Here is an 18,299-nt window from a genome sequence, read left to right as displayed (position 1 = left end):
TGGCGGGGCTGCTTCAGGCAGCGGGAGGGGATGCCTCCGGAGCAGCTTCCGTGGGAGAAGAGGCGGAGGGCTGGTCCCCGGCGGCGTCCTGGGCCTGTTGCTTTTCCTCCTGCTGTTTCACGTGGTTTTCAAACTCCTGCTCTGTAATGGCCTGGGGCGTGGGATAATAATCCCCGGCGGGAGGCGCATCCGGAACTTCCCACTGGATGCGCACCAGCTTGTTCCTGCGCTGGACCACGACGTTCGCCTGAGCCCCCCGCTGGGTGGTAACATATTCTACGAGGTCAGGATACGGATTCTTTCTTCCATTGATGGAAACGAGCACGTCCCCCGTTCTGAGGCCGGCGTCCCAGGCAGGCGACCATTCAGCCACGTATGCCTTCATGGGACCGTTTCCGTTGCGATCCTGGATGAAGGTTCCGCCCATCAGGTTGAAGGAGGAGGGGGCGGGCATCCGGTGGCTGGTGGAACTGAAATAAAGGGCGTTTCCCGGGCCGTCCAGCCAGAACTGCCGCCCGACCAGCGCGCCATAGCCCAGGATAATGTCAATGTCATTGGGAATGCCCATCACCTCCGGATTGGCAAAGCTTTCACAGAGCAGGATGTTTTTCAATTCCAGGGGGCCGAGCTGGAAGGAGCTCACATGCATGCATTCATGGGCGTAAAACCCGCCTGCGGCAGGGCTGTAGCCGGAATAGACGCTGACAAATGCATCCGGATAAGCCTGCTTGATGGCGTTCCAGCGTTTTTTGGAGATATAGACGGCGTGGGGCGCGCCCGTATCCAGAATGATGCGCCGTCCGTGTTTGTCCGCAATCTGCGGGTAGTCGGAACCGGGGATCAGGGCCAGCTTGTGCCAGCTCCGTATTTTGGAGGGCAGCTTGTTGAAAAAGCGGTGGGAACGCTTGGGATAGTTGATGTTCCACACGTATTTGCGGATGCACTCCCAGCCCAGCAATCCGTCATACGGCGCCTGGTCCACCATCACCACGTCCTGCTTCCGGGAGATGGGTTCTCCGTCCTCCTTCAGGGAGACGGGAACATTGGCCGTGCGCATGGCGCCCCTGCCGCGCAGGCGTGCGCCGATGGATTCCACCGCAGGGGAAAAAAGAAGGGAGGTCTGGACGGCTCCCGTATCCACCCCCATCATCAGCTGGGTGCCGGAACTCCAGGCCAGGGCCACAGGAGTGCCGTCCAGCGGGTTGGCCGCGTCAATGGGCGGCGAACTGCTGTCCTGGATGGGCCGGTGCGATACGCAGGAGGCGCACAGCATGGTTGCCAGAAGCAAGATGGAGGAACGGAACATAAAGCATTCGATTCATAACAAACAGACCAGAGGCTTGCAAGGTTTCCTTCCTGCTTCGGGGGCTTTTTGACGGCATTAACCTGTAAAACTTGTAGCGGCGCAAGAATTTGATAAGGTATGAGCATGATATTCAGATTATTGGCGTGTGCGGTTTTTCTTGGATCCTTGTCATGGGCTGCTGTTCCTGCACCGCCGGTTCCCGGTGTTTCCGACCCTCCGGAGCTGCGCCTTCTCCGGGCATGCGTGGAGAAAAGCTCCGGCAGTGTAATGGTTTCTCCTTTTTCCCTGTATGAAGTTCTCCGTTACATGCTTCCGGGGGCGGCGGGAGAAACGGAGAGGCAGATGAGGGCTGTATTGCCCGGAGACGGGGGTATCAGAAAAGACTGGATTTTTTTATCGGATGATTTTTCCCGGTCGCTGCGCTGTTATTCCGCCAACCGCATTTTCGCGGACCGGTCCGTGAAGCTGAAAGAAGCCTATCAAAGGACCGTGGGTCCGGAGTATGTGAGCCCGGCGCCTTTCCGGGAGAACATGCCGGAAGCCGTGCGGCTGGTGAATTCCTGGGCGGCAAGGAATACGAAAAACAGGATACGGCAGCTTCTGGATCCGCAGGTGATGAGTGACCGGACGGTGCTTGTACTGGTTAATGCCATGTACATGAGGGCGTTCTGGGAAAGTAAATTTGAAGGGAAGGATACGGTGGGAAGGGTGTTTGTCCGGGAGGACGGCACTTCCTGCAAGGTTCCCATGATGAAGCAGCAGGTTTTCATGGAGGGAAGCTCCTGGCCCAGGCAGGGAGGAATGTATGGTGAAAAGAATGGGGTGCGCGGGGCCAGCCTGTTCCTGGCGGGTGGAAAGGGGGCTCCCGTGTTGATGGCCGTGCTGCCCCCGGAGGGGAAGAAACTTAAACAATTTATTGCCGGCATGACTGCGGAGGAATGGAACGGCCTCCTGTCCTCCCTGTCCGTCCGTGCTGCTGCGGAAGAGAAGGGGCAGCGCGGAAGAAAACCTCTGGAGCAGTATTCCAGATACCATTTGCGTCTTCCCCGTTTTTCCATCTCTCCCCCCACGCTCTCCCTGAAAGAAGCCCTGGAGACGCTGGGAATGAAAGACGCTTTTACCGGCCGCGCTGATTTTTCACGCATGGGAAGCTGTTCATCGGAACCTTTGAAAATCCATGACGTGTACCAGAAATGCGCAATCAGGGTGTGTGAGGATGGCTTGGAAGCCGCGGCCTCCTCCGCCGGAGATATGGATCCGTTTGCGGGGCCTCTTCCTCTGGGAAAGGGGCCGGAGATAGAATTCAACCGCCCTTTCCTGTGGCTCATTTACAGCCCGGAGGACCGTGCCGTGCTGTTCATGGGAACTTATGCAGGGCCGGAGGGCGGGAAAAAAGCCGGAAGTGCATGAAGCTTGCGCGCTGCCAAAAATCTTGATTTCCGCAAGGGTCCGTATAGGGTAGGGGAGAGCCGTTATGACCATCCCTACGTTTGAAGATGCCGTGAGCCGCATTGTGCGGAAAGACCCCCGTTTTTCGGAACGGGCGTATGCCTTTCTGAAAGATGCGCTGGATTTCACCATGCAGCGTATTGAAGAACAGGAAGACGGCTCCCAGCGCCATGTCAGCGGACAGGAATTGCTGGAGGGATTCCGGGATTACGCCCTGAACCAGTTCGGGCCCATGGCCTCCACCGTCTTGAGGGAGTGGGGGCTGCGGAACGGAAAGAATGTGGGGGAGATGGTTTTTTTACTGATTGAGGAAGATGTGTTTTCCAAGCAGCCGGAAGATTCCCTGGACGATTTCAAGGGGTTCATGAGTTTTCGCAGGGCGTTTGAAGACCCGTTCGAGTTTCAGGATCAGCCCAGTTGACCATCCCATACCGCCATGAGCAAGGAACCTGACGTACGCTGGCCCGCTGAATGGGAACCGCAGGATGCCGTGTGGCTTTCCTGGCCTCACCGCCGGGATTTGTGGCAGGGCGGCCTGGATGAGCTGCAGCAGACCTACGGATGCGTGTCCGCCGCCATTGCACCGCATGCCCTCGTGTGCGTGAATGCTGCGGAAGCTCTTCACCCGGGCATCAGGCAGGCGATGCAGCATGCCGGGGTGCGGGAGGAACAGTACCGCCTGTTCAACCATCCGGCCAACGACGTCTGGTGCCGGGACCATGGCCCCGTCTTCGTGCAGGATGTGGAGGACGGCTCCCTGATACTGGCGGACTGGCAGTTTAACGCGTGGGGCGGCAAGTTTGCCCCGTGGGACCTGGACAACGGCATTCCTGCCCTGATCGGCTCCGCTCTCGGGCTTCCCGTGCGCAGCTCCTCCATGATTCTGGAAGGGGGCGCCATTGAAGGCAACGGAGACGGCCTGCTGGTGACGACGGAGTCCGTGCTGCTGAATCCCAACCGGAATCCGGAATGGAGCCGGACCATGATTGAGGAGGAACTGCGGCGCATGCTGGGCGTCAGGTCCGTTTTCTGGCTCGGTTCCGGCATTGAGGGGGATGATACGGACGGCCATATTGACGACATGGTGCGCTTTGTATGCCGGGATGCCATAGTCTCCATCGTGGAGCCGGATTCTTCCTCCCCCCATTACCGCGCCCTGGCGGAGAATAATGAACGCCTGCAGGATTTGAAATGTGTGGACGGCTCCGGCGTGGAAGTCATTCCCCTGCCCATGCCGGACCCCCTTCGTGCGCAGGACTGGCGGCTGGACCAGCTGCCGGCCAGTTACGCCAATTTCCTGATCGTGAATGATGCCGTGATCGTTCCCGTGTTCAACCAGCCCCGGAATGACGACCGCGCCCTGGGCATTCTGCGGGAATGCTTCAGCGGAAAGCAGGTAGTCGGTGTGGATGCCCGCAAGCTGGTGCTGGAAGGCGGTGCCATCCACTGCATCACCCAGCAGCAGCCCCAGTCGCGGAAGGAGGTCCCATGAGCGGCGGGGAAGGCGTGACGGTGGATGTGATTCTGCCGATGGAGAAAGCCGGGGACGAGCGCGCGCGCCGCGCCGCCGTGGCGGAAAAGCTGGGCGTTTCCCCCTCCCGCATCCGGGAATTGCGGCTGGTGAAGGAGTCCATTGATTCCCGGCAGAGGAACATTCTGTTCCAGTTGCGTTTTCTGGCCGGGGTGGATGAAGCACTGCCTCCGGAACATCTTCCCTCCCGGGACTATCCGCCCGTCAGGCCGGGCGCGCCGGTGGCGCTGATCGTGGGATTTGGTCCGGCGGGGATGTTCGCCGCCCTCCGTTGCCTGGAACTGGGGATGAAACCCGTGGTGCTGGAACGGGGGAAGGATGTCTCTTCCCGCCGGTTTGACCTGGCTCCCATCCTGCGGCAGGGCATCGTGATGGAGGATTCCAATTACTGCTTTGGAGAAGGCGGCGCGGGCACGTTCTCGGACGGCAAGCTGTTTACGCGCGCTACCAAGCGCGGTCCGGTACGGGAGATTTATGAGATATTCGTGGCTCACGGCGCACCGGGGAAAATTCTGACGGACGCCCATCCCCACATCGGCTCCAACCTGCTGCCCAACGTGGTCAAGGCCATCCGGGAATCCATCCTGCGCGCGGGCGGGGAAATCCATTTCAATGCCCGTGTGGAGCATCTGCTCCGTTCTGCGGACGGACGGCGCATCCGCGGCGCGGCCTGTGCGGATGGCCGGGAATTTGCGGCGGATGCCGTTCTGCTGGCTACCGGGCACAGTGCGCGGGACGTGTACCGCATGATGCTGGCGGAGGGGCTGGAACTGGAACAGAAGCCTTTTGCCGTGGGGGTGCGCATTGAACATCCCCAGGCGTTCGTGGATGCGCAGCAGTACCATCTGCGCCCGGGCCGGAAACGCCCGGAACAGCTGCCGGCGGCGCGCTATTCCGTGACGGCCACCATCCAGGACCGCGGCGTCCACTCCTTCTGCATGTGTCCCGGCGGCTTTATTGTTCCCGCCGCCACGGAGAATGACGAGGTGGTGGTCAACGGTATGTCTCTGGCCCGCCGGGATTCCCCCTTTGCCAACGCGGGCTTTGTGGTCAGCGTGCATCCGGAAGATACGGAATCTTTCCGCAGGGAACACGGTGTGCTGGCGGGCGTGGCCTACCAGAAGGCACTGGAAACGGCTTCCAGCCGCGCCGGAGGAGGGATGCAGAAAGCCCCTGCCCAGAAGGTGGAGGACTTCCTGAAAGGCCGCGTTTCCACCTCCCTGCTTCCCACCAGCTACCATCCCGGCATTGTATCCCATCCCTTGCATGAACTGCTTCCGGGGGAAGTTGTCTGGCGCATGCGGGAGGGATTGCGGCAGTTTGACCGCAAATGGCGCGGGTTTGCCGGGGCTTCCGCCCAGCTCATCGGCTGTGAGACGCGCACCAGTTCGCCCGTGCGCATTCCGCGGGATCCCGCCACGCTGGAGCATCCCGGGCTGGAAGGGCTGTATCCCTGCGGGGAAGGGGCCGGGTATGCCGGCGGCATTGTTTCCGCAGCCCTGGATGGCCGCCGCTGTGCGGAGGCCATGGCGCAGCAGGTGTCCCGTTGATTTTTCCCGGCCGTCAGGATCTCGCAGGGAGCTGCGGCTCTCCATGAAGGTTTTCAAACTTTGCCGGGTAAATCCGGATTTCCGGTTTTTGTCCTTATAAGAGCTGCCTTTCGTTCCGGAGGTGATTAGGGCATGGGGGGCGGAAGGCCGCGGTCCGGCATGAACGGCATTGCCGGAAGGCTCTTTTCTGGTATGATGCTTTCATGAAAAACCTGGCCCGTTTTCCGCTCTTGGCATGCTTGTGGGGCATGGCATGCGCCCAGGATGTTGCGCCTCCCGCCGTGCCGGACTTGAAGGAGGGCACGGAAGAAGGAAGGTTGCAGGAGAAGGATCGTGAGAATATCCGGAGCTTTCTTGCCCAGATCTGCGTTGCCCGGAACTTGCCGTCCGCTGAATTGGTCATCAGGGGCGCCAAGGGGCTGGTCACGGAGTTTTATCAGGTGATGCTGGAGGAATTTCCTGAAAGCGCCCTGAAGCGCTGCCCTCCGGATTTCCAGGAAGTGATCGCTTTAAAAAAGAGGGAAATCCAGGCATACCTTGACGGCATTAAAACGGACATTGTCTGGCCCTATGCGGAAGATGAGGAAGTTTCCTCCCTGTTGTTCAAGTACGGCTTGAAGGGAGAGGAAATGCTGATTTCACAATGGACGGCGGTAACGTTGAACTTCGGGGATGAGGACACGCCTGCGTTCAAAGCCCAGCGGATGCGTGAATTGAAGGAGGATATAGAGGCGGGAAAAATCAAGGTTCCCATGGATTTTGAGGAGATTGAAGAAGAAATGTAGGCAGTCATGGGGGAGGAAGAAGCGGAGAGACTCCGTTTTAGCCCTGTAGGGGGATGGAAAAGGCCTTCTTCCGCCGGGAGCTGTATGAAGAAGAAGGGAAAGGAAATATTCTCCCCTGACGTTTTCATTCTGAAAAATGGAGGTTTTTAAAATTTTCCAGGTGAAAAACAGCCGGAGAGAGAAAAATAATGGGGGAAGAGGGGATTCCCGCAGATTTCGAACGATCGGGGTGTTCGGCTGTCCAAAAATGAACCATGAGAACGCCCCGGATGTTGTTATTGCTGTGCCCCGCGCTTTTCGTGCTGCCCGGCGCGGCGCAGGATATCGGGGCTCCCGGCATGCCGAATGTGGATTTGGAAACGCCTTCCGGGCAAAAGCTGGCGGCGGAAAAGGCATCCATCCGCAAGTTTTTCGTGCTGCTTTATTTATCCGTTCTTCTGCCTGCCCTGGAAAACCGTGACGGCATGTGCAGGGAGGAAGACCTCTATCCCCGGATCCTGGCGGCTTTTCCCGGAAAGGAACTGAAGGCGTGTCCGCAGAAGCTCCGGAAGCTGATGAATGCCAGGGTGCAGGAACTGAAGGACGCTGCGGAGGGGAAGAAGAAATTGGAGTCTGGCCCGTTTGATCCTGAGGATCCTGAGATTCTGGCTTTTCTGGCGGAGTACGGGATGGAGGACTTGTGTCCGCAGGTCATGGACTGGATGGAACGGGAAATCAACACCCGCGGCGGCATGGATCAGGAAACTTTTATCCAGGCATTCCGGCAGTTCCGCGATAACGTCCGTTCAGGCCGCCAGGTGATGCCGGAGATGGTGGAAGAGTGAATCCGGGAACAAGGAGTCCCCGGCATTGTCCGGCGCTGATGGTACCCGGCGGATGACAAGGGGAGGCGGGGAAGAAGTGATTTCCCGCCGTCCGGCAGGAGTTGGGGAAAGAAACGGCTTCCAGACAGGGGCAGCTGGGAACACGAAAGAAAGCGGGATAAATGTATGGAAAATGGTGAAAACTCATTGCCTGAGAACGGTTTTGTGGTATATTGCGCGCATGGCTGGCATGAGTCGGTTTTTAATGATTGGTTTATTGTTATGCGGGGCGTGCCCTTTTTCTTCCCGTGCGGATGATGCTGCATCTCCGGCAAGGCCGAACGTTGATTTAACTACGGAGGCCGGCGGAAAAATAGGGGAGGGCCGCGCCGCCATATGCAAGTTTTTGGCCTTGGAATCTCTGGAACAAATCATATGGATGGCGGAAGAGGAAAATGGGATGGATGAACAGGCGATGATGAAGCATGCCTTGGATTCCATTCCGGAGCAGGCTCTTTCCGGAGCAGGCTCTTTCCCTCTGTCCGGAAGATTTCAGGCAGGCCGTGCGGCGGTGGATGGATACGTGCAGGAAAGACATTCAGGAATCCGGGGTGATTTCTGATGAAACGCGGAGGAGCATGAACAGGCACATGAAATTGTTGTTGAAAAAATACATGGTCCGGAAAACTTCTACGCCATGGATGATTTGGGTAGCGAAGGAAACCGGATTCTCTCCGTTGGCGGGAGATGGGCTCAAAGAGGCAAGGAAAGCCATTGGCCGCCTTAAGGCGCTAAAGGAAAAGCTGGCTACCGGAGAAGTGGCTCTTCCTGAGGAGGTGATACGGCAGGGGAATCAATAAATTCAGGGCAATGGAATTCAGGGGTAAGGACGGCTGTGCCGCATGGACTGTCTGCTGATGCGGGCATGGCGGCTGTTCCGTCGTCAGCCTGGAAGGGAGAATAATGTTGACCATGCATGAAAGGCCCCTGTAACGTGGGTTCATGATAAGGCAGTTCTGGCTATGGGTGCTTCCCGTTCTTCTGATGATGTTCCCCGCCATGGCCCAGGATGTGGTGGAACCCTCTATGGTTAATGTGGATTTGGAGACGGAGGAGGGGAAAAAAATGGCGGCGTATCAAGAGGCGGTAGAGAGGCATCTGTGGCTGGGTTTCGTCTGTTCGTACATCATCGAGGGGGAAATGGGGGAAATGGGGCGGAGGGAGATGCTGATGGCGATGCTCAAGTATGTTGAGTCTCCCGAATGGTTGAAAACCCTGGATCAATGCCCTTCCGATTACCGGGATATGCATCTGAACATCATTAAGGGATCAAAGGAATTGCTGGAACGGGTGGAAAAAGAGAAGATGGATTATGACCGGTTCATGGAAGCCTATGAAAAACACGGGGCCGAATGCATGAAAATGGGAGCCGGGATCATGAAGAAGTACCAGCTGGAAACATGCGCCATGCAGTTTTTTTCTTTTTTAAGGCGGGAAACAAAAGGATTGGACAAAGCGGGAAGTCTGAAAGTTCTTTATCGGATCAAGAAGGATATCCTCTCTGGAAAGCTGAAAATTCCTGAAGAAAGTGAAAAGCTGTAAGAAAAGCCTGGATTGATTTCGAGTGACGGACTAATGGATTTGATTTCCAAATGGCTCTGCCGCGTACGGGTTGCGCCGGAATGGCACGGAGCCAGGGTGCAGCCGTTCCGGAGGAACAAATCATCCGGGCGGAAGGGGAAGAAGTGGAGATAAGGATGGACTTTCACCTTGGCGGAGGCTTATCATGAGCTGATGATTAAATTGGTTTTAATGTTGGGGGTAATGAGCTGCTGGCTGGGAATGGCCCAGGGGCAGGAGATGACGCCGTCATCCATGCCGGATATGGATCATTCCAGGCAGACGCCGGAATTGGCCAGGGAACGGGAGGCCGTTGCACGGTACATGTTTTTCTGGACCTTGTGCGAACGCATTGTCCTTCTGGAATCGGATAGGCAGCCGGACCAGTCTCCGGGGGCGGTCGTCAAACGCCTGTTGAACCTGATGCCTGAAAATAGTGCGGCCGGGTGTCCGGAAGTATTCCGGAAAGTATGGCTGGAGCCTTCTGAAAAAATAAAAACCGCCTTGAATAAAAATGAGGAATGGGCGGAAACTCCTGAAGGAAAGAAACAGATGGAAGCGATGGAGAAAGCGATGAAATGTTTGGAGGAGCCCTATGGGGTGACGCAGATGGTGCGTTTGTCAAGGGAGTGGCTCAATAACAGGCTGGGATTCAGAAAGGAAGATTCTCCGGAGAAAGTCTTGAAGGATGTGCTCCAGTTGAAAAGTGATGTTGAGTCCGGGAAAGTGGCTGTTCCGGTGGAATATTTGCGTGCAGGAGTTGATGGAAATACTGTGGATTGAACGTTTTTCCTCATTTCCTGTAGGGGAAAGGAAAAAAGCGGGAATCCCTTCCCTTAGCCAATGAAAAGACGATGAGACTGTGCCAATGGTTTCCTATAGCATGCATGGCATGGAGCTGCTGCCTTGGCGCATCCAGGGGGCAGGATGTGGCCGCACCCCCTATGCCGAACGTGGTTGATGACCGGCAGACGCCGGAATTGGCCGGGGAACGGGAGGCGGTAGCCAGGTACATGTTTTTCTGGACTTTATGCTGCTCGATTGCTTTTCTGGAATCGGATATACAGGGGAATATCAAAGGGAGCCTGACTCTTAAACGGATACTGGACCTGATGCCGGAAAATGTTTCAGCCGGGTGCCCGGAAGAATTCCGGAAACTACATATAGCCCCTTTCGAGAAAATAAAAACCGCCTTGAATGAAAATCCGGATTGGGTGAAGACTCCTGAAGGAAAGAAGCAGATGGAAGCGGTGAAGAAAGCGATGAAACATCTGGCGGAGCCATATGGGTTGAAAAAGATGATAAGCGTGTCAACTAAGTGGCTTGATGAGGAGGTGGAGGATCACGGGCAAGCTCCGCCGGAGATGGTACTGGAGAAACTGTTCCGGTTGAAGAATGATCTTGAGTCCGGAAAAAGGACTGTTCCTGTAGAATGTCTTTGCGCAGGAGCTGGTGAAGAGGCTGTAGACTGAAGATCCCTCCGTATGTTCGGTACGGGAAAAGGAAAAAAGCGGGAATCCTTTCTCTTAACCAATGAAAAGACCATGAAACTGTCCAACTGGTTTTCCATAGCGTGCCTGGCATGGGGGTGCTGCCTTGGCTCGTCCCGGGGGCAGGACGTTGCGGAATCGTCCATGGTGAACGTGGATTTGGAGATGCAGCAGTTCAGGAAAGACCGTGCGGCCATTCTCAGGTATTGCGTTCTGCTTGAATTGTGTTGTGAAATTGTTTCTCTGGAAGGGCAGGTGCATGGGAGGAAGAATAATGGGATAGGGACTGGCCTGATGCCTGAAAGATTTGAGAAGGAATGTCCGCCCGATTTCCGGCACTCGTACATTGATGTGCTGAACATGATGGATGAATGCCTGAGAAGCGGTAAGCCGGAAGGGCCGGAAATGCAGTCCAGGCTGGACGATGCCAGGAAACGGTTTCACCATCAGTATGATTTGGATCGCTCCATGCTGGGTTTGATTGAGTGGCTGGACCGGCAGACCATGAAGAGGCAGAATGAAAGCAACGAGGAACTCCTGAAGCGTCTTGAACAGTGGAAAAAAGAGCTTGAGTCAGGCAGGGCGGTCATTCCGGATGATGCCGGGAAGCCTCCGGAGGGGGGGGATATTGAACAGCAGAATAGGGAAGATGCTTTTCGAGTGGCGTATCATTAAAGAGGTCGATGCACTATGGGGCAGGGAAGGAATTCAGGGAGAAGGAATCCCGGTCCCTGTTAAAAAGGTGGGCTCATGAAAAACAGGGAAGTAGTTTTTTGATGGAAAATGCGCAGCAGTGAAAGATGGACTGCTCGTCTGGAAATGTTAGAATGGCGGGAAGAATGAAGACGTTGAGTTGGATTCCTTTGACGGTTCTGGTCGTTTGGTGTTCCCTGGGACCTGCCTGGGGCCGGGATGGGAAGAATACGGACAGACCGGGCGGATCCGTTCCAGTGCGTTTGGATGGGCGGCAGATGAAGGAGCGCGAAGCGATTCGCAGTTTCATCTTGTGGATTATGATGGAGCAAATGATTATCAAATGGACCGGGGGCTTTTCCATCGGTGATGCGGCTGCCATGAAGCGTGAGCAGGAATCTTTCCCGGCGGAGGCTTTAAAAAAGTGTCCGGAGGAGTTCCGGATAATCTGGAAGGATGTGCTGTCTTGGTGCGCCGGGAGAAAAATTCCCATGAGGAAGCTGTCTCCGGAAGAGCTGGAAAAGGTGGAGATTCGTATCAGGGAGCAGCTGGTCAGGTATGATCTACAGCGGTTTGTAGCTTCTTCGGCCCCGCTGTTTTTTGTAATGAATGTGCTGAATCCGGAAAATGTGGCCCATCCGGACGAAAAGGAGTGGCGCAGGCGGGCTGCTGATTTCCGCTCCCGGCTTGAGACAGGAACGCCTCCGCTGCCTTCCGTAGAGGAGATGCTGGCCTGGACGGTGGAGGTTGAAAAGGAGATGGTCCGGGATTTGAACAGGAGGATGGGAAGGCCGGAGGATGAAGGCGTGAACGACAGGGATTACGAAACGGTGACAGATGATGACGCCAATGTGATGCTCTGGTACGTCTTCGGCATGAGTGGGGAAAAGGATAAGGATGACGACTCCTTCTTCTGACCATATTCGGGCGTGGGCGTCTGCCGTGACGGATTTCGGGATGGACTGCCTTTTTTTCACGTTAAGTCTTGCCAGGGCAGGGGGCTTGGGGCCATAATCTGCAAGTTTCACAACCGCACACACTGCCATGAAAGTCATCGTCATCTACGGAAGCCCGAATGATAAGCCCTTTATGGAACCGGCCCGCGAGTATTTTGCGCAGGAGAATGTTCCGTATGAAGAAACCGTCCTGTCCGCCCACCGCGACCTTCCGGAACTGGTCAAGTTCCTGGGCGACCTGGAAGCCAGCGGGGAAAAGGCCGTTATTCTGGCTGTGGCCGGCCTGTCCGCGGCCCTTCCCGGAGTGGTGGTCATGAGCTGCTCCCTTCCCGTCATCGGCGTGCCCGTTCCCGGCGGCCCCCTGAACGGCATTGACGCCCTGCTGGCCATCGCCCAGTGCCCGGGCGGCGTGCCCTGCACCACGGTGGGCCTGCACAAGAAGACCCCCGTTAACGCCGCCATGGCCGCCCACCGCATTCTGAAACTGGCGGGCCTGTAACCTTTCACTCTTTTCCCATTCGGCAGATGACTCCTCCGTCACAGGAAATCGTGTTGGACGGCCCGGGGATTTCCCGTGCGCTGGAGCGCATGGCCCACGGCATCGTGGCCCGCTTTCCCGGGGAACCGCTCGCCATTGTGGGCCTGCTTAGCCAGGGGGACATCATCGCCCGGAGGCTGGTGGACAAGGTGAAGGAACTGGGCGTGGAAGCCCAGTACGGAGCCATTGACATTTCCCTGTACCGGGATGACATTTACAAGCTGGAAGCCCGCCCGTCCCTCCGCTCCTCCAACCTCCCGTTTTCCACGGACGACATGAGGGTGGTGCTGGTGGACGACGTTCTTTACACGGGCCGCACCGTGCGCGCGGCCCTGAACGCCCTCTTTGACTATGGCCGCCCGGCCCGCATTGAGCTGGCGTGCCTGGTTGACCGCGGAGGGCGGGAGGTTCCCATCCAGCCGGATTACACGGGCCATGTGCTGGACCACGCCGGGGCCAAGGTGATCGTAAGCATGAAGGAGGCCGACGGCGAGGACCGCGTGATCATTTCCGGCAAATAGACAGTTTTAATTCACCCCCTGACTTTCATGAATCCCCGCAAGGACCTACTTAACATCTCCTCGTTGACCGACGAGGAAATTCATACGCTGCTGGATTCGGCCGGTCCGATGAAAGAGCTCTTTACCAAAAGCGTCAAAAAGGTGCCAGCCCTGAAAGGGAAGTCCGTTTTGACGCTTTTTTATGAACCAAGCACCCGCACCCGCTCCTCCTTTGAAGTGGCGGCGGAACGCCTGTCTGCGGACGTGACCAACTTTACGGTGTCCACCTCTTCCGTCGTGAAGGGGGAATCCGTGCAGGATACGATAGCCACGCTCCAGGCCATGAAGGTGGATTACGTGATCGTGCGCCATTACAACAGCGGCCTGCCGAACGTGATTGCGCGCCATACCTGCGCCAGCGTGATCAATGCGGGGGACGGCGCGCACGCCCATCCCTCCCAGGCCCTCCTGGACTCCTTCACCATCCGGGAGGTGTTTCCGGACGTGAGGGGAAAGCGCGTGCTGATCGTGGGGGACATCCTTCATTCCCGCGTGGCCCGCTCCACTTCCCTCCTGATGAAGAGGCTGGGGATGGAAGTGGCCTACCTGGGGCCGGGGTCCCTGGTGCCGCGCACGGAGCATTCCGGCATTCCCCGCTTTTCCGATTTCAACGAGGCGTTCGCCTGGAAACCGGACGTGATTTACCTGCTGCGCGTACAGAAGGAGAGGCAGGACGCCCCCTTCTTCCCCAGCGCCCGGGAATACAACAAGATTTACGGCGTTACGGAGGAGCGCCTGAAGCGCATTTCCGATGAAGGCCTGTACATCATGCACCCCGGACCGGTCAACCGCGGCGTGGAAATCTGCGACCTGGCGATGGATTACGAACGCTGCCTGATCAACCGCCAGGTGGAAAACGGCATCGCCTGCCGCATGTCCATCCTTTACCATCTCACCCCGCAAACCCAGCACTGATCGTTCATGAAAACTTCCGTACTTATTCGTAATGCCCGGCTGGCGGACGGTTCCGCTCCGGTGGATTTTCTGGTTTCCGGAGGGGTGATCGCCGGAAAGGCCCCCGCCGGAACGCTGCCTGCGGATTCCGCAGAGAAGGTGCTGGACGCCTCCGGAAAGCTGGTGCTGCCCGGCCTGTTTGACATTCACGCCCACCTGTGCCAGCCTGGCCGGGAAGACAAGGAGCGTGTGGCCACGGCTACGGCCGCCGCCCTGCATGGCGGCGTGACGGGCCTGATGGCGATGCCGGATACCGATCCCGTGATGGACAATGCCGCCCAGATCACCACGTTCATGGAAATCTGCCGCACGGACGCCCTGGTGGAGGTTATCCCTTCCGGTTGCCTGACCAAGGGTGACGGCGGGGAAGAGCAGGCCTCCTATGACTCCCTGCGCGCCAAGGGGGTGCGCTTTATCACGGACGGGGACCGCGCGCCAGACAACATGCTGCTGCTGTACCGCGCCATGCAGTACGCCAGTAACCTGAACCTCACCTTCGCGCTGCGCGGGGACGTTCCGTCCCTGACGGCAAAGGCCACCATGCACCCCGGCACCACCTCCTACCGCCTGGGGCTGACGGGTTCCCCCTCCTGTGCGGAGGAAATAGGAATGGAAACCATCATCCGCCTTTCCGTGGATACGGGCAATTCCCTGCACGTGCAGACCGTTTCCACCGCCGGCAGCGTGGACATCCTGCGCCGCTGCAAGCCGAAAACCGCCGGTCTGAGCGCGGAAGCGGCCCTTCACCATCTTCTGTTCACGCATGAGGAAGTGGGCCGTTACGATACCAGTTACAAGACCCTCCCCCCCCTGCGCGACCAGTCTGACGTGGACGCCCTGATCGCCGCAGTGAATGACGGCACCATTGACTGCATCGTCTCCGACCACACGCCCTGCACGCCGTTCTCCAAGCTTCAGGATTTCGTAGTGGCGCCCCAGGGCATGATTGCGCTGGATACGTTCCTTCCCGCCATTTACCAATACCTGGTGGAGCCCGGAAAAATGTCCTGGCAGACGGTGGTGCGCGCGTGCAGTGACGCTCCCCGCAGGCTTATGGGCATGGCTCCCGTCTCCATGGAGGAAGGCGCTCCGGCCAATCTGGTGGTGTTCGATCCGGCAGGGGAAACGCCCGTCACGAATGAAACGCTCCGCAGCCGCGCCCGCAACACCCCCTTCCTGGGCAAAACCCTGAAGGGGAAGGTGGAAGCCGTGGTGCTCGGGAACGAGGTTTACAGCTTTTAGCATTCCCTGTTAACTATTAACTTTTCGTTATTAACTGTTAACTCCCTTTCTTCTTGCAGCCTGTCGCCCGCGTCAGCACGTGTTATCCGGACAAGTTCGGCGTACCGCGCCAGAGCGGCCTGGTGCCGGGCGCGCGGGCGAGGCTGGTATTTGAACCGCCGTTCCGCAACCCGGACGCCGTCCGCGGGCTGGAAGGCTTTTCCCACCTGTGGCTGATCTGGGTATTCAGTGAAAACCTGCGGGAAGGATGGAACCCGACGGTCCGGCCTCCCCGCCTGGGCGGCAACGTGCGCATGGGGGTGTTCGCCACGCGTGCGCCGTTCCGGCCCAACCCCATCGGCCTCTCCGCCGTCAGGCTGGAAAAGGTGGAGCTGCATCCGCAGGACGGCCCGGTGCTGCACCTTTCCGGAGTGGATCTGGTGGATGGCACGCCCATTCTGGACATCAAGCCCTACGTCCCGCTGGCGGACTGCATTCCGGAGGCTTCCGAGGGGTTCACCGCTTCTCCCTATGAGCGGCTGGAAGTGGAAATCCCCGCTTCCCTGGGCGGTTCCCTGCCGCCGGAGGAGCTGGAAGCGCTGGCGGATACGCTGGCCCTGGACCCGCGCCCGCAGTACCAGGATGACCCGGAACGGATTTACGGCCTGCTGTTCTCCGGCTGGGAGGTAAAATTCCGGGTGGAAAAAGGCCGCCTGCATGTGCTTTCCCTGGAAAGGAAATAAGGCATATTCCTTTTGTATTGCCGGAAGGGCGGCGTTCGGGAAAGGCTGGTTCTGCTGTTCCGCACCGGATGGGCGTAGGAAATGTTTCTCCGTTAGTTTTCTGGTGAATTTAAAATGGGGCATAAATGATGAGCATGCCTTTTTCCGCATTCCCCCAATCTTCTTTCCCCGTGGCGGCTCCGTTGGGATTCCGCTTGACTTGATCCCGGGATGTGCGTAATTTTCATGGAACTCATGAAGCATGCTTCATAATATGGAGGAGAATTTGTTTACCATCTCGTTTCTGATGAAAATGATCACGGACCGCGTGGACACGATGATCACGCGGGGGCTGGCTCTGGAGCAGGTGACGGCTTCCCAGGGGCGGGTGCTGGCCTACCTGATCTCCCGTGACGGTGAACCGGTTTCCCAGAAGGACATTGAGCAGTATCTGGGCGTCTCCCATACTACGGCCAAGGGAATCGTCCAGCGTCTGGAACAGAAGGGGTGGGTGACCACGGCCTTTGACAATGAAGACGGGAGATTGAAAAACGTGTATCTGACGGATACGAGCCGCAGCTTTCATGAGACCATCAGCCAGCAGATCAGCGTGATTGAGGATGCGCTCCTTGCCGGGGTGGAGGAAAAAGACCGCCGTTGCCTGAGGGAACTGCTGAAGCGCATGTACGACAACATTAAATAAAAGTCCCACTGGGCCTTCCGGAAATGCGATACCGGAAAATATGAAGCATGCTTCAATAATGATTTAATCAACAACATGAAAGTACACCATATAATGATAGCGGCCCTGTGCGGGCTGGCGGGATGCCGGGACGGAGGCAAAACGGCGGATGCCGTGAACCGGAGGGAAATGCCCCCGCTCAAGGTTTCCGTTATGAACATGGAACAGAGGACGGTGGAACTGAAATCCTCATGGTTCGGGCATCTGCGGGGGGTGGAGCAGGCGGACATCAGGCCCCAGGTCTCCGGCACGCTGGTCCGGCAGGTATACTGGGACGGCTCCATTTGCGACAAGGGGGAACTGCTTTTTGAAATTGATCCGGCCTCCTACCAGGCTGCGGTGGACCGGGAAGAGGCCAATCTGGCTACGGCGCGCGCCGTCAAGCTCCAGGCGGAAGCCTCCATGGACAGGGTCCGGAAGGACCTGGACCGTTATGACAAGCTGATTAAGACGGGAGCCATCTCCGTGAAAAACCTGACGGATGCGCAGCAGAACCTGAAGGAGATGCAGGCTTCCCTGGAACAGGCGGAAGCGGGCATCAAGCAAGCGGAGGCTTCCCTGGAGAATGCCCGGATCAACCTGGACCGCACGAAGGTACGCGCGCCGTTCCGGGGGCTGGCTTCCAAGGCGACGGCCAGCGTGGGGGACCTGATTTCCGCCAGCGGTTCCCCGCTCACCACCATGTCTTCCATCGACCCCATCCGGGTGGATTTTTCCGTGACGGGCAAGCAGGTGCTCAGCCGCTTGATGGACGGCACCGTGAACGTGAAAACCGGACGCATGGGAGACATGCCGGATTTTGAACTGATTCTGGAAGACGGCTCCGTCTTTGAGAAAAAGGGAAAAGTGGTTTCCGTGGACAGTGAAGTGAGCCGCGCGACAGGCACCGTGAATTTCATCGGCCACGTTCCCAACCCGGACCTGAAGCTGCGTTCCGGCATGGCGGTGCGTGTGCGCGCCGTGACGGGAACGGAAAAGGACGCCCTGCTGGTGCCTGCCCGGGCTCTCCTCTCCTCCATGAACCACCGCAACATCATGGTGGTGGCGCCGGACAACACGCCGCGCCGCATTGACGTGCAGCCGGGAGAAACCGTGGTGCTTGACATGCCGGACGGCGCCGGGGGCACGGCCCCCATGCTGATGCAGATCGTGACGGGGACGGTCAAGCCCCTTGCGGAATCCCTGAAGGAAATGGGCTATGACAGGCCGGCGGACGCTCCGGTCATCGTGGAAGGCGGCATGATGGCCGCCCAGTATTCCAAGGCGAACAGCCTGATGCGGGAACACGGGCTTGCGGAAGGATTCGGAACGGTCGTTCCCGCCCCCTTTGTTTATACCGCGCCCGTTTCCACCACTCCTTCCGTAACCGCCAAGTAAGC

Annotated in this window: 19 protein-coding genes; 18 read left to right on the top strand and 1 reads right to left on the bottom strand. The window is 57.9% G+C overall.

Going from position 1 to position 18,299, the window contains the following annotated elements; all coding sequences use genetic code 11:
• Positions 1-13: 13 nt before the first annotated feature.
• Positions 14-1,306 (bottom strand): PDZ domain-containing protein, encoded by a 1,293-nt coding sequence (locus tag LIO64_RS05050; protein ID WP_290548359.1) that lies wholly within the window; start codon positions 1,304-1,306, stop codon positions 14-16.
• A gap of 117 nt (positions 1,307-1,423) precedes the next feature.
• On the opposite strand from LIO64_RS05050, the gene LIO64_RS05045 reads away from it, so the two are divergent.
• The 18 genes from LIO64_RS05045 to LIO64_RS04960 all read left to right on the top strand — a co-directional run bounded on the left by LIO64_RS05045 (position 1,424) and on the right by LIO64_RS04960 (position 18,297).
• Positions 1,424-2,716: a serpin family protein gene (locus LIO64_RS05045; protein ID WP_345779568.1), complete on the top strand. Its 1,293-nt coding sequence runs from the start codon at positions 1,424-1,426 to the stop codon at positions 2,714-2,716.
• A gap of 64 nt (positions 2,717-2,780) precedes the next feature.
• Complete coding sequence (locus LIO64_RS05040; protein WP_290548357.1) at positions 2,781-3,176, top strand: Minf_1886 family protein; 396 nt, start codon at positions 2,781-2,783, stop codon at positions 3,174-3,176.
• Between the two features lie 15 nt (positions 3,177-3,191).
• Entirely contained in the window at positions 3,192-4,247 is a 1,056-nt protein-coding gene (locus LIO64_RS05035) for an agmatine deiminase family protein (RefSeq protein ID WP_290548356.1), read from the top strand.
• Complete coding sequence (locus LIO64_RS05030; protein WP_290548355.1) at positions 4,244-5,836, top strand: FAD-dependent oxidoreductase; 1,593 nt, start codon at positions 4,244-4,246, stop codon at positions 5,834-5,836. Before LIO64_RS05035 ends, LIO64_RS05030 begins: the two co-directional genes overlap by 4 nt.
• Positions 5,837-6,084: 248 nt before the next feature.
• Positions 6,085-6,621, top strand: coding sequence for a hypothetical protein (locus tag LIO64_RS05025; protein WP_290548354.1), 537 nt, complete (start codon positions 6,085-6,087; stop codon positions 6,619-6,621).
• Between the two features lie 254 nt (positions 6,622-6,875).
• Complete coding sequence (locus tag LIO64_RS05020; RefSeq protein ID WP_290548353.1) at positions 6,876-7,445, top strand: hypothetical protein; 570 nt, start codon at positions 6,876-6,878, stop codon at positions 7,443-7,445.
• Between the two features lie 981 nt (positions 7,446-8,426).
• Entirely contained in the window at positions 8,427-9,026 is a 600-nt protein-coding gene (locus LIO64_RS05015) for a hypothetical protein (protein ID WP_290548352.1), read from the top strand.
• 441 nt (positions 9,027-9,467) lie between these two features.
• Positions 9,468-9,827 carry a hypothetical protein gene (locus LIO64_RS05010; RefSeq protein ID WP_290548351.1) on the top strand — a complete coding sequence of 120 codons (360 nt, stop codon included), beginning with the start codon at positions 9,468-9,470 and terminating at the stop codon, positions 9,825-9,827.
• 161 nt (positions 9,828-9,988) lie between these two features.
• Positions 9,989-10,516, top strand: a complete 528-nt coding sequence (locus tag LIO64_RS05005; RefSeq protein ID WP_290548350.1) for a hypothetical protein — start codon at positions 9,989-9,991, stop codon at positions 10,514-10,516.
• A gap of 72 nt (positions 10,517-10,588) precedes the next feature.
• Positions 10,589-11,209: a hypothetical protein gene (locus tag LIO64_RS05000; RefSeq protein WP_290548349.1), complete on the top strand. Its 621-nt coding sequence runs from the start codon at positions 10,589-10,591 to the stop codon at positions 11,207-11,209.
• A 509-nt stretch (positions 11,210-11,718) separates the two neighbouring features.
• Positions 11,719-12,144: a hypothetical protein gene (locus LIO64_RS04995; protein WP_290548348.1), complete on the top strand. Its 426-nt coding sequence runs from the start codon at positions 11,719-11,721 to the stop codon at positions 12,142-12,144.
• 127 nt (positions 12,145-12,271) lie between these two features.
• On the top strand, positions 12,272-12,682 hold the full coding sequence (locus LIO64_RS04990; protein WP_290548347.1) for an AIR carboxylase family protein: 411 nt from the start codon (positions 12,272-12,274) through the stop codon (positions 12,680-12,682).
• A gap of 26 nt (positions 12,683-12,708) precedes the next feature.
• Positions 12,709-13,242, top strand: a complete 534-nt coding sequence (gene pyrR, locus LIO64_RS04985; protein ID WP_290548346.1) for a bifunctional pyr operon transcriptional regulator/uracil phosphoribosyltransferase PyrR — start codon at positions 12,709-12,711, stop codon at positions 13,240-13,242.
• A gap of 27 nt (positions 13,243-13,269) precedes the next feature.
• On the top strand, positions 13,270-14,196 hold the full coding sequence (locus tag LIO64_RS04980) for an aspartate carbamoyltransferase catalytic subunit (protein ID WP_290528745.1): 927 nt from the start codon (positions 13,270-13,272) through the stop codon (positions 14,194-14,196).
• A 6-nt stretch (positions 14,197-14,202) separates the two neighbouring features.
• Entirely contained in the window at positions 14,203-15,477 is a 1,275-nt protein-coding gene (locus tag LIO64_RS04975) for a dihydroorotase (RefSeq protein WP_290548345.1), read from the top strand.
• A gap of 53 nt (positions 15,478-15,530) precedes the next feature.
• On the top strand, positions 15,531-16,199 hold the full coding sequence (tsaA, locus tag LIO64_RS04970) for a tRNA (N6-threonylcarbamoyladenosine(37)-N6)-methyltransferase TrmO (protein WP_290548344.1): 669 nt from the start codon (positions 15,531-15,533) through the stop codon (positions 16,197-16,199).
• Positions 16,200-16,485: 286 nt separating this feature from the next.
• Positions 16,486-16,881 carry a MarR family transcriptional regulator gene (locus LIO64_RS04965; RefSeq protein WP_290548343.1) on the top strand — a complete coding sequence of 132 codons (396 nt, stop codon included), beginning with the start codon at positions 16,486-16,488 and terminating at the stop codon, positions 16,879-16,881.
• Positions 16,882-16,956: 75 nt separating this feature from the next.
• A complete protein-coding gene (locus LIO64_RS04960) occupies positions 16,957-18,297 on the top strand; it encodes an efflux RND transporter periplasmic adaptor subunit (protein WP_290548342.1) in 1,341 nt (446 codons plus the stop codon).
• Positions 18,298-18,299 lie beyond the last annotated feature (2 nt).

The sequence above is a fragment of the Akkermansia sp. genome (assembly GCF_020860705.1).
In the GTDB taxonomy this organism is placed as follows: domain Bacteria; phylum Verrucomicrobiota; class Verrucomicrobiia; order Verrucomicrobiales; family Akkermansiaceae; genus Akkermansia.
The sequence above is the reverse complement of the archived record's forward strand: the minus strand, read 5'-3'. Positions and strand labels throughout refer to the sequence as shown.

Excerpts from the sequence above, each read along its gene's own strand:
- LIO64_RS05050 (WP_290548359.1), bottom strand. The coding sequence starts at position 1,306 with ATGTTCCGTTCCTCCATCTTGCTTCTGGCAACCATGCTGTGCGCCTCC.
- LIO64_RS05045 (WP_345779568.1), top strand. The coding sequence starts at position 1,424 with ATGAGCATGATATTCAGATTATTGGCGTGTGCGGTTTTTCTTGGATCC.
- LIO64_RS05040 (WP_290548357.1), top strand. The coding sequence starts at position 2,781 with ATGACCATCCCTACGTTTGAAGATGCCGTGAGCCGCATTGTGCGGAAA.
- LIO64_RS05035 (WP_290548356.1), top strand. The coding sequence starts at position 3,192 with ATGAGCAAGGAACCTGACGTACGCTGGCCCGCTGAATGGGAACCGCAG.
- LIO64_RS05030 (WP_290548355.1), top strand. The coding sequence starts at position 4,244 with ATGAGCGGCGGGGAAGGCGTGACGGTGGATGTGATTCTGCCGATGGAG.
- LIO64_RS05025 (WP_290548354.1), top strand. The coding sequence starts at position 6,085 with ATGGCATGCGCCCAGGATGTTGCGCCTCCCGCCGTGCCGGACTTGAAG.
- LIO64_RS05020 (WP_290548353.1), top strand. The coding sequence starts at position 6,876 with ATGAGAACGCCCCGGATGTTGTTATTGCTGTGCCCCGCGCTTTTCGTG.
- LIO64_RS05015 (WP_290548352.1), top strand. The coding sequence starts at position 8,427 with ATGATAAGGCAGTTCTGGCTATGGGTGCTTCCCGTTCTTCTGATGATG.
- LIO64_RS05010 (WP_290548351.1), top strand. The coding sequence starts at position 9,468 with ATGCCTGAAAATAGTGCGGCCGGGTGTCCGGAAGTATTCCGGAAAGTA.
- LIO64_RS05005 (WP_290548350.1), top strand. The coding sequence starts at position 9,989 with ATGCCGAACGTGGTTGATGACCGGCAGACGCCGGAATTGGCCGGGGAA.
- LIO64_RS05000 (WP_290548349.1), top strand. The coding sequence starts at position 10,589 with ATGAAACTGTCCAACTGGTTTTCCATAGCGTGCCTGGCATGGGGGTGC.
- LIO64_RS04995 (WP_290548348.1), top strand. The coding sequence starts at position 11,719 with ATGAGGAAGCTGTCTCCGGAAGAGCTGGAAAAGGTGGAGATTCGTATC.
- LIO64_RS04990 (WP_290548347.1), top strand. The coding sequence starts at position 12,272 with ATGAAAGTCATCGTCATCTACGGAAGCCCGAATGATAAGCCCTTTATG.
- pyrR (WP_290548346.1), top strand. The coding sequence starts at position 12,709 with ATGACTCCTCCGTCACAGGAAATCGTGTTGGACGGCCCGGGGATTTCC.
- LIO64_RS04980 (WP_290528745.1), top strand. The coding sequence starts at position 13,270 with ATGAATCCCCGCAAGGACCTACTTAACATCTCCTCGTTGACCGACGAG.
- LIO64_RS04975 (WP_290548345.1), top strand. The coding sequence starts at position 14,203 with ATGAAAACTTCCGTACTTATTCGTAATGCCCGGCTGGCGGACGGTTCC.
- LIO64_RS04965 (WP_290548343.1), top strand. The coding sequence starts at position 16,486 with ATGAAAATGATCACGGACCGCGTGGACACGATGATCACGCGGGGGCTG.
- LIO64_RS04960 (WP_290548342.1), top strand. The coding sequence starts at position 16,957 with ATGAAAGTACACCATATAATGATAGCGGCCCTGTGCGGGCTGGCGGGA.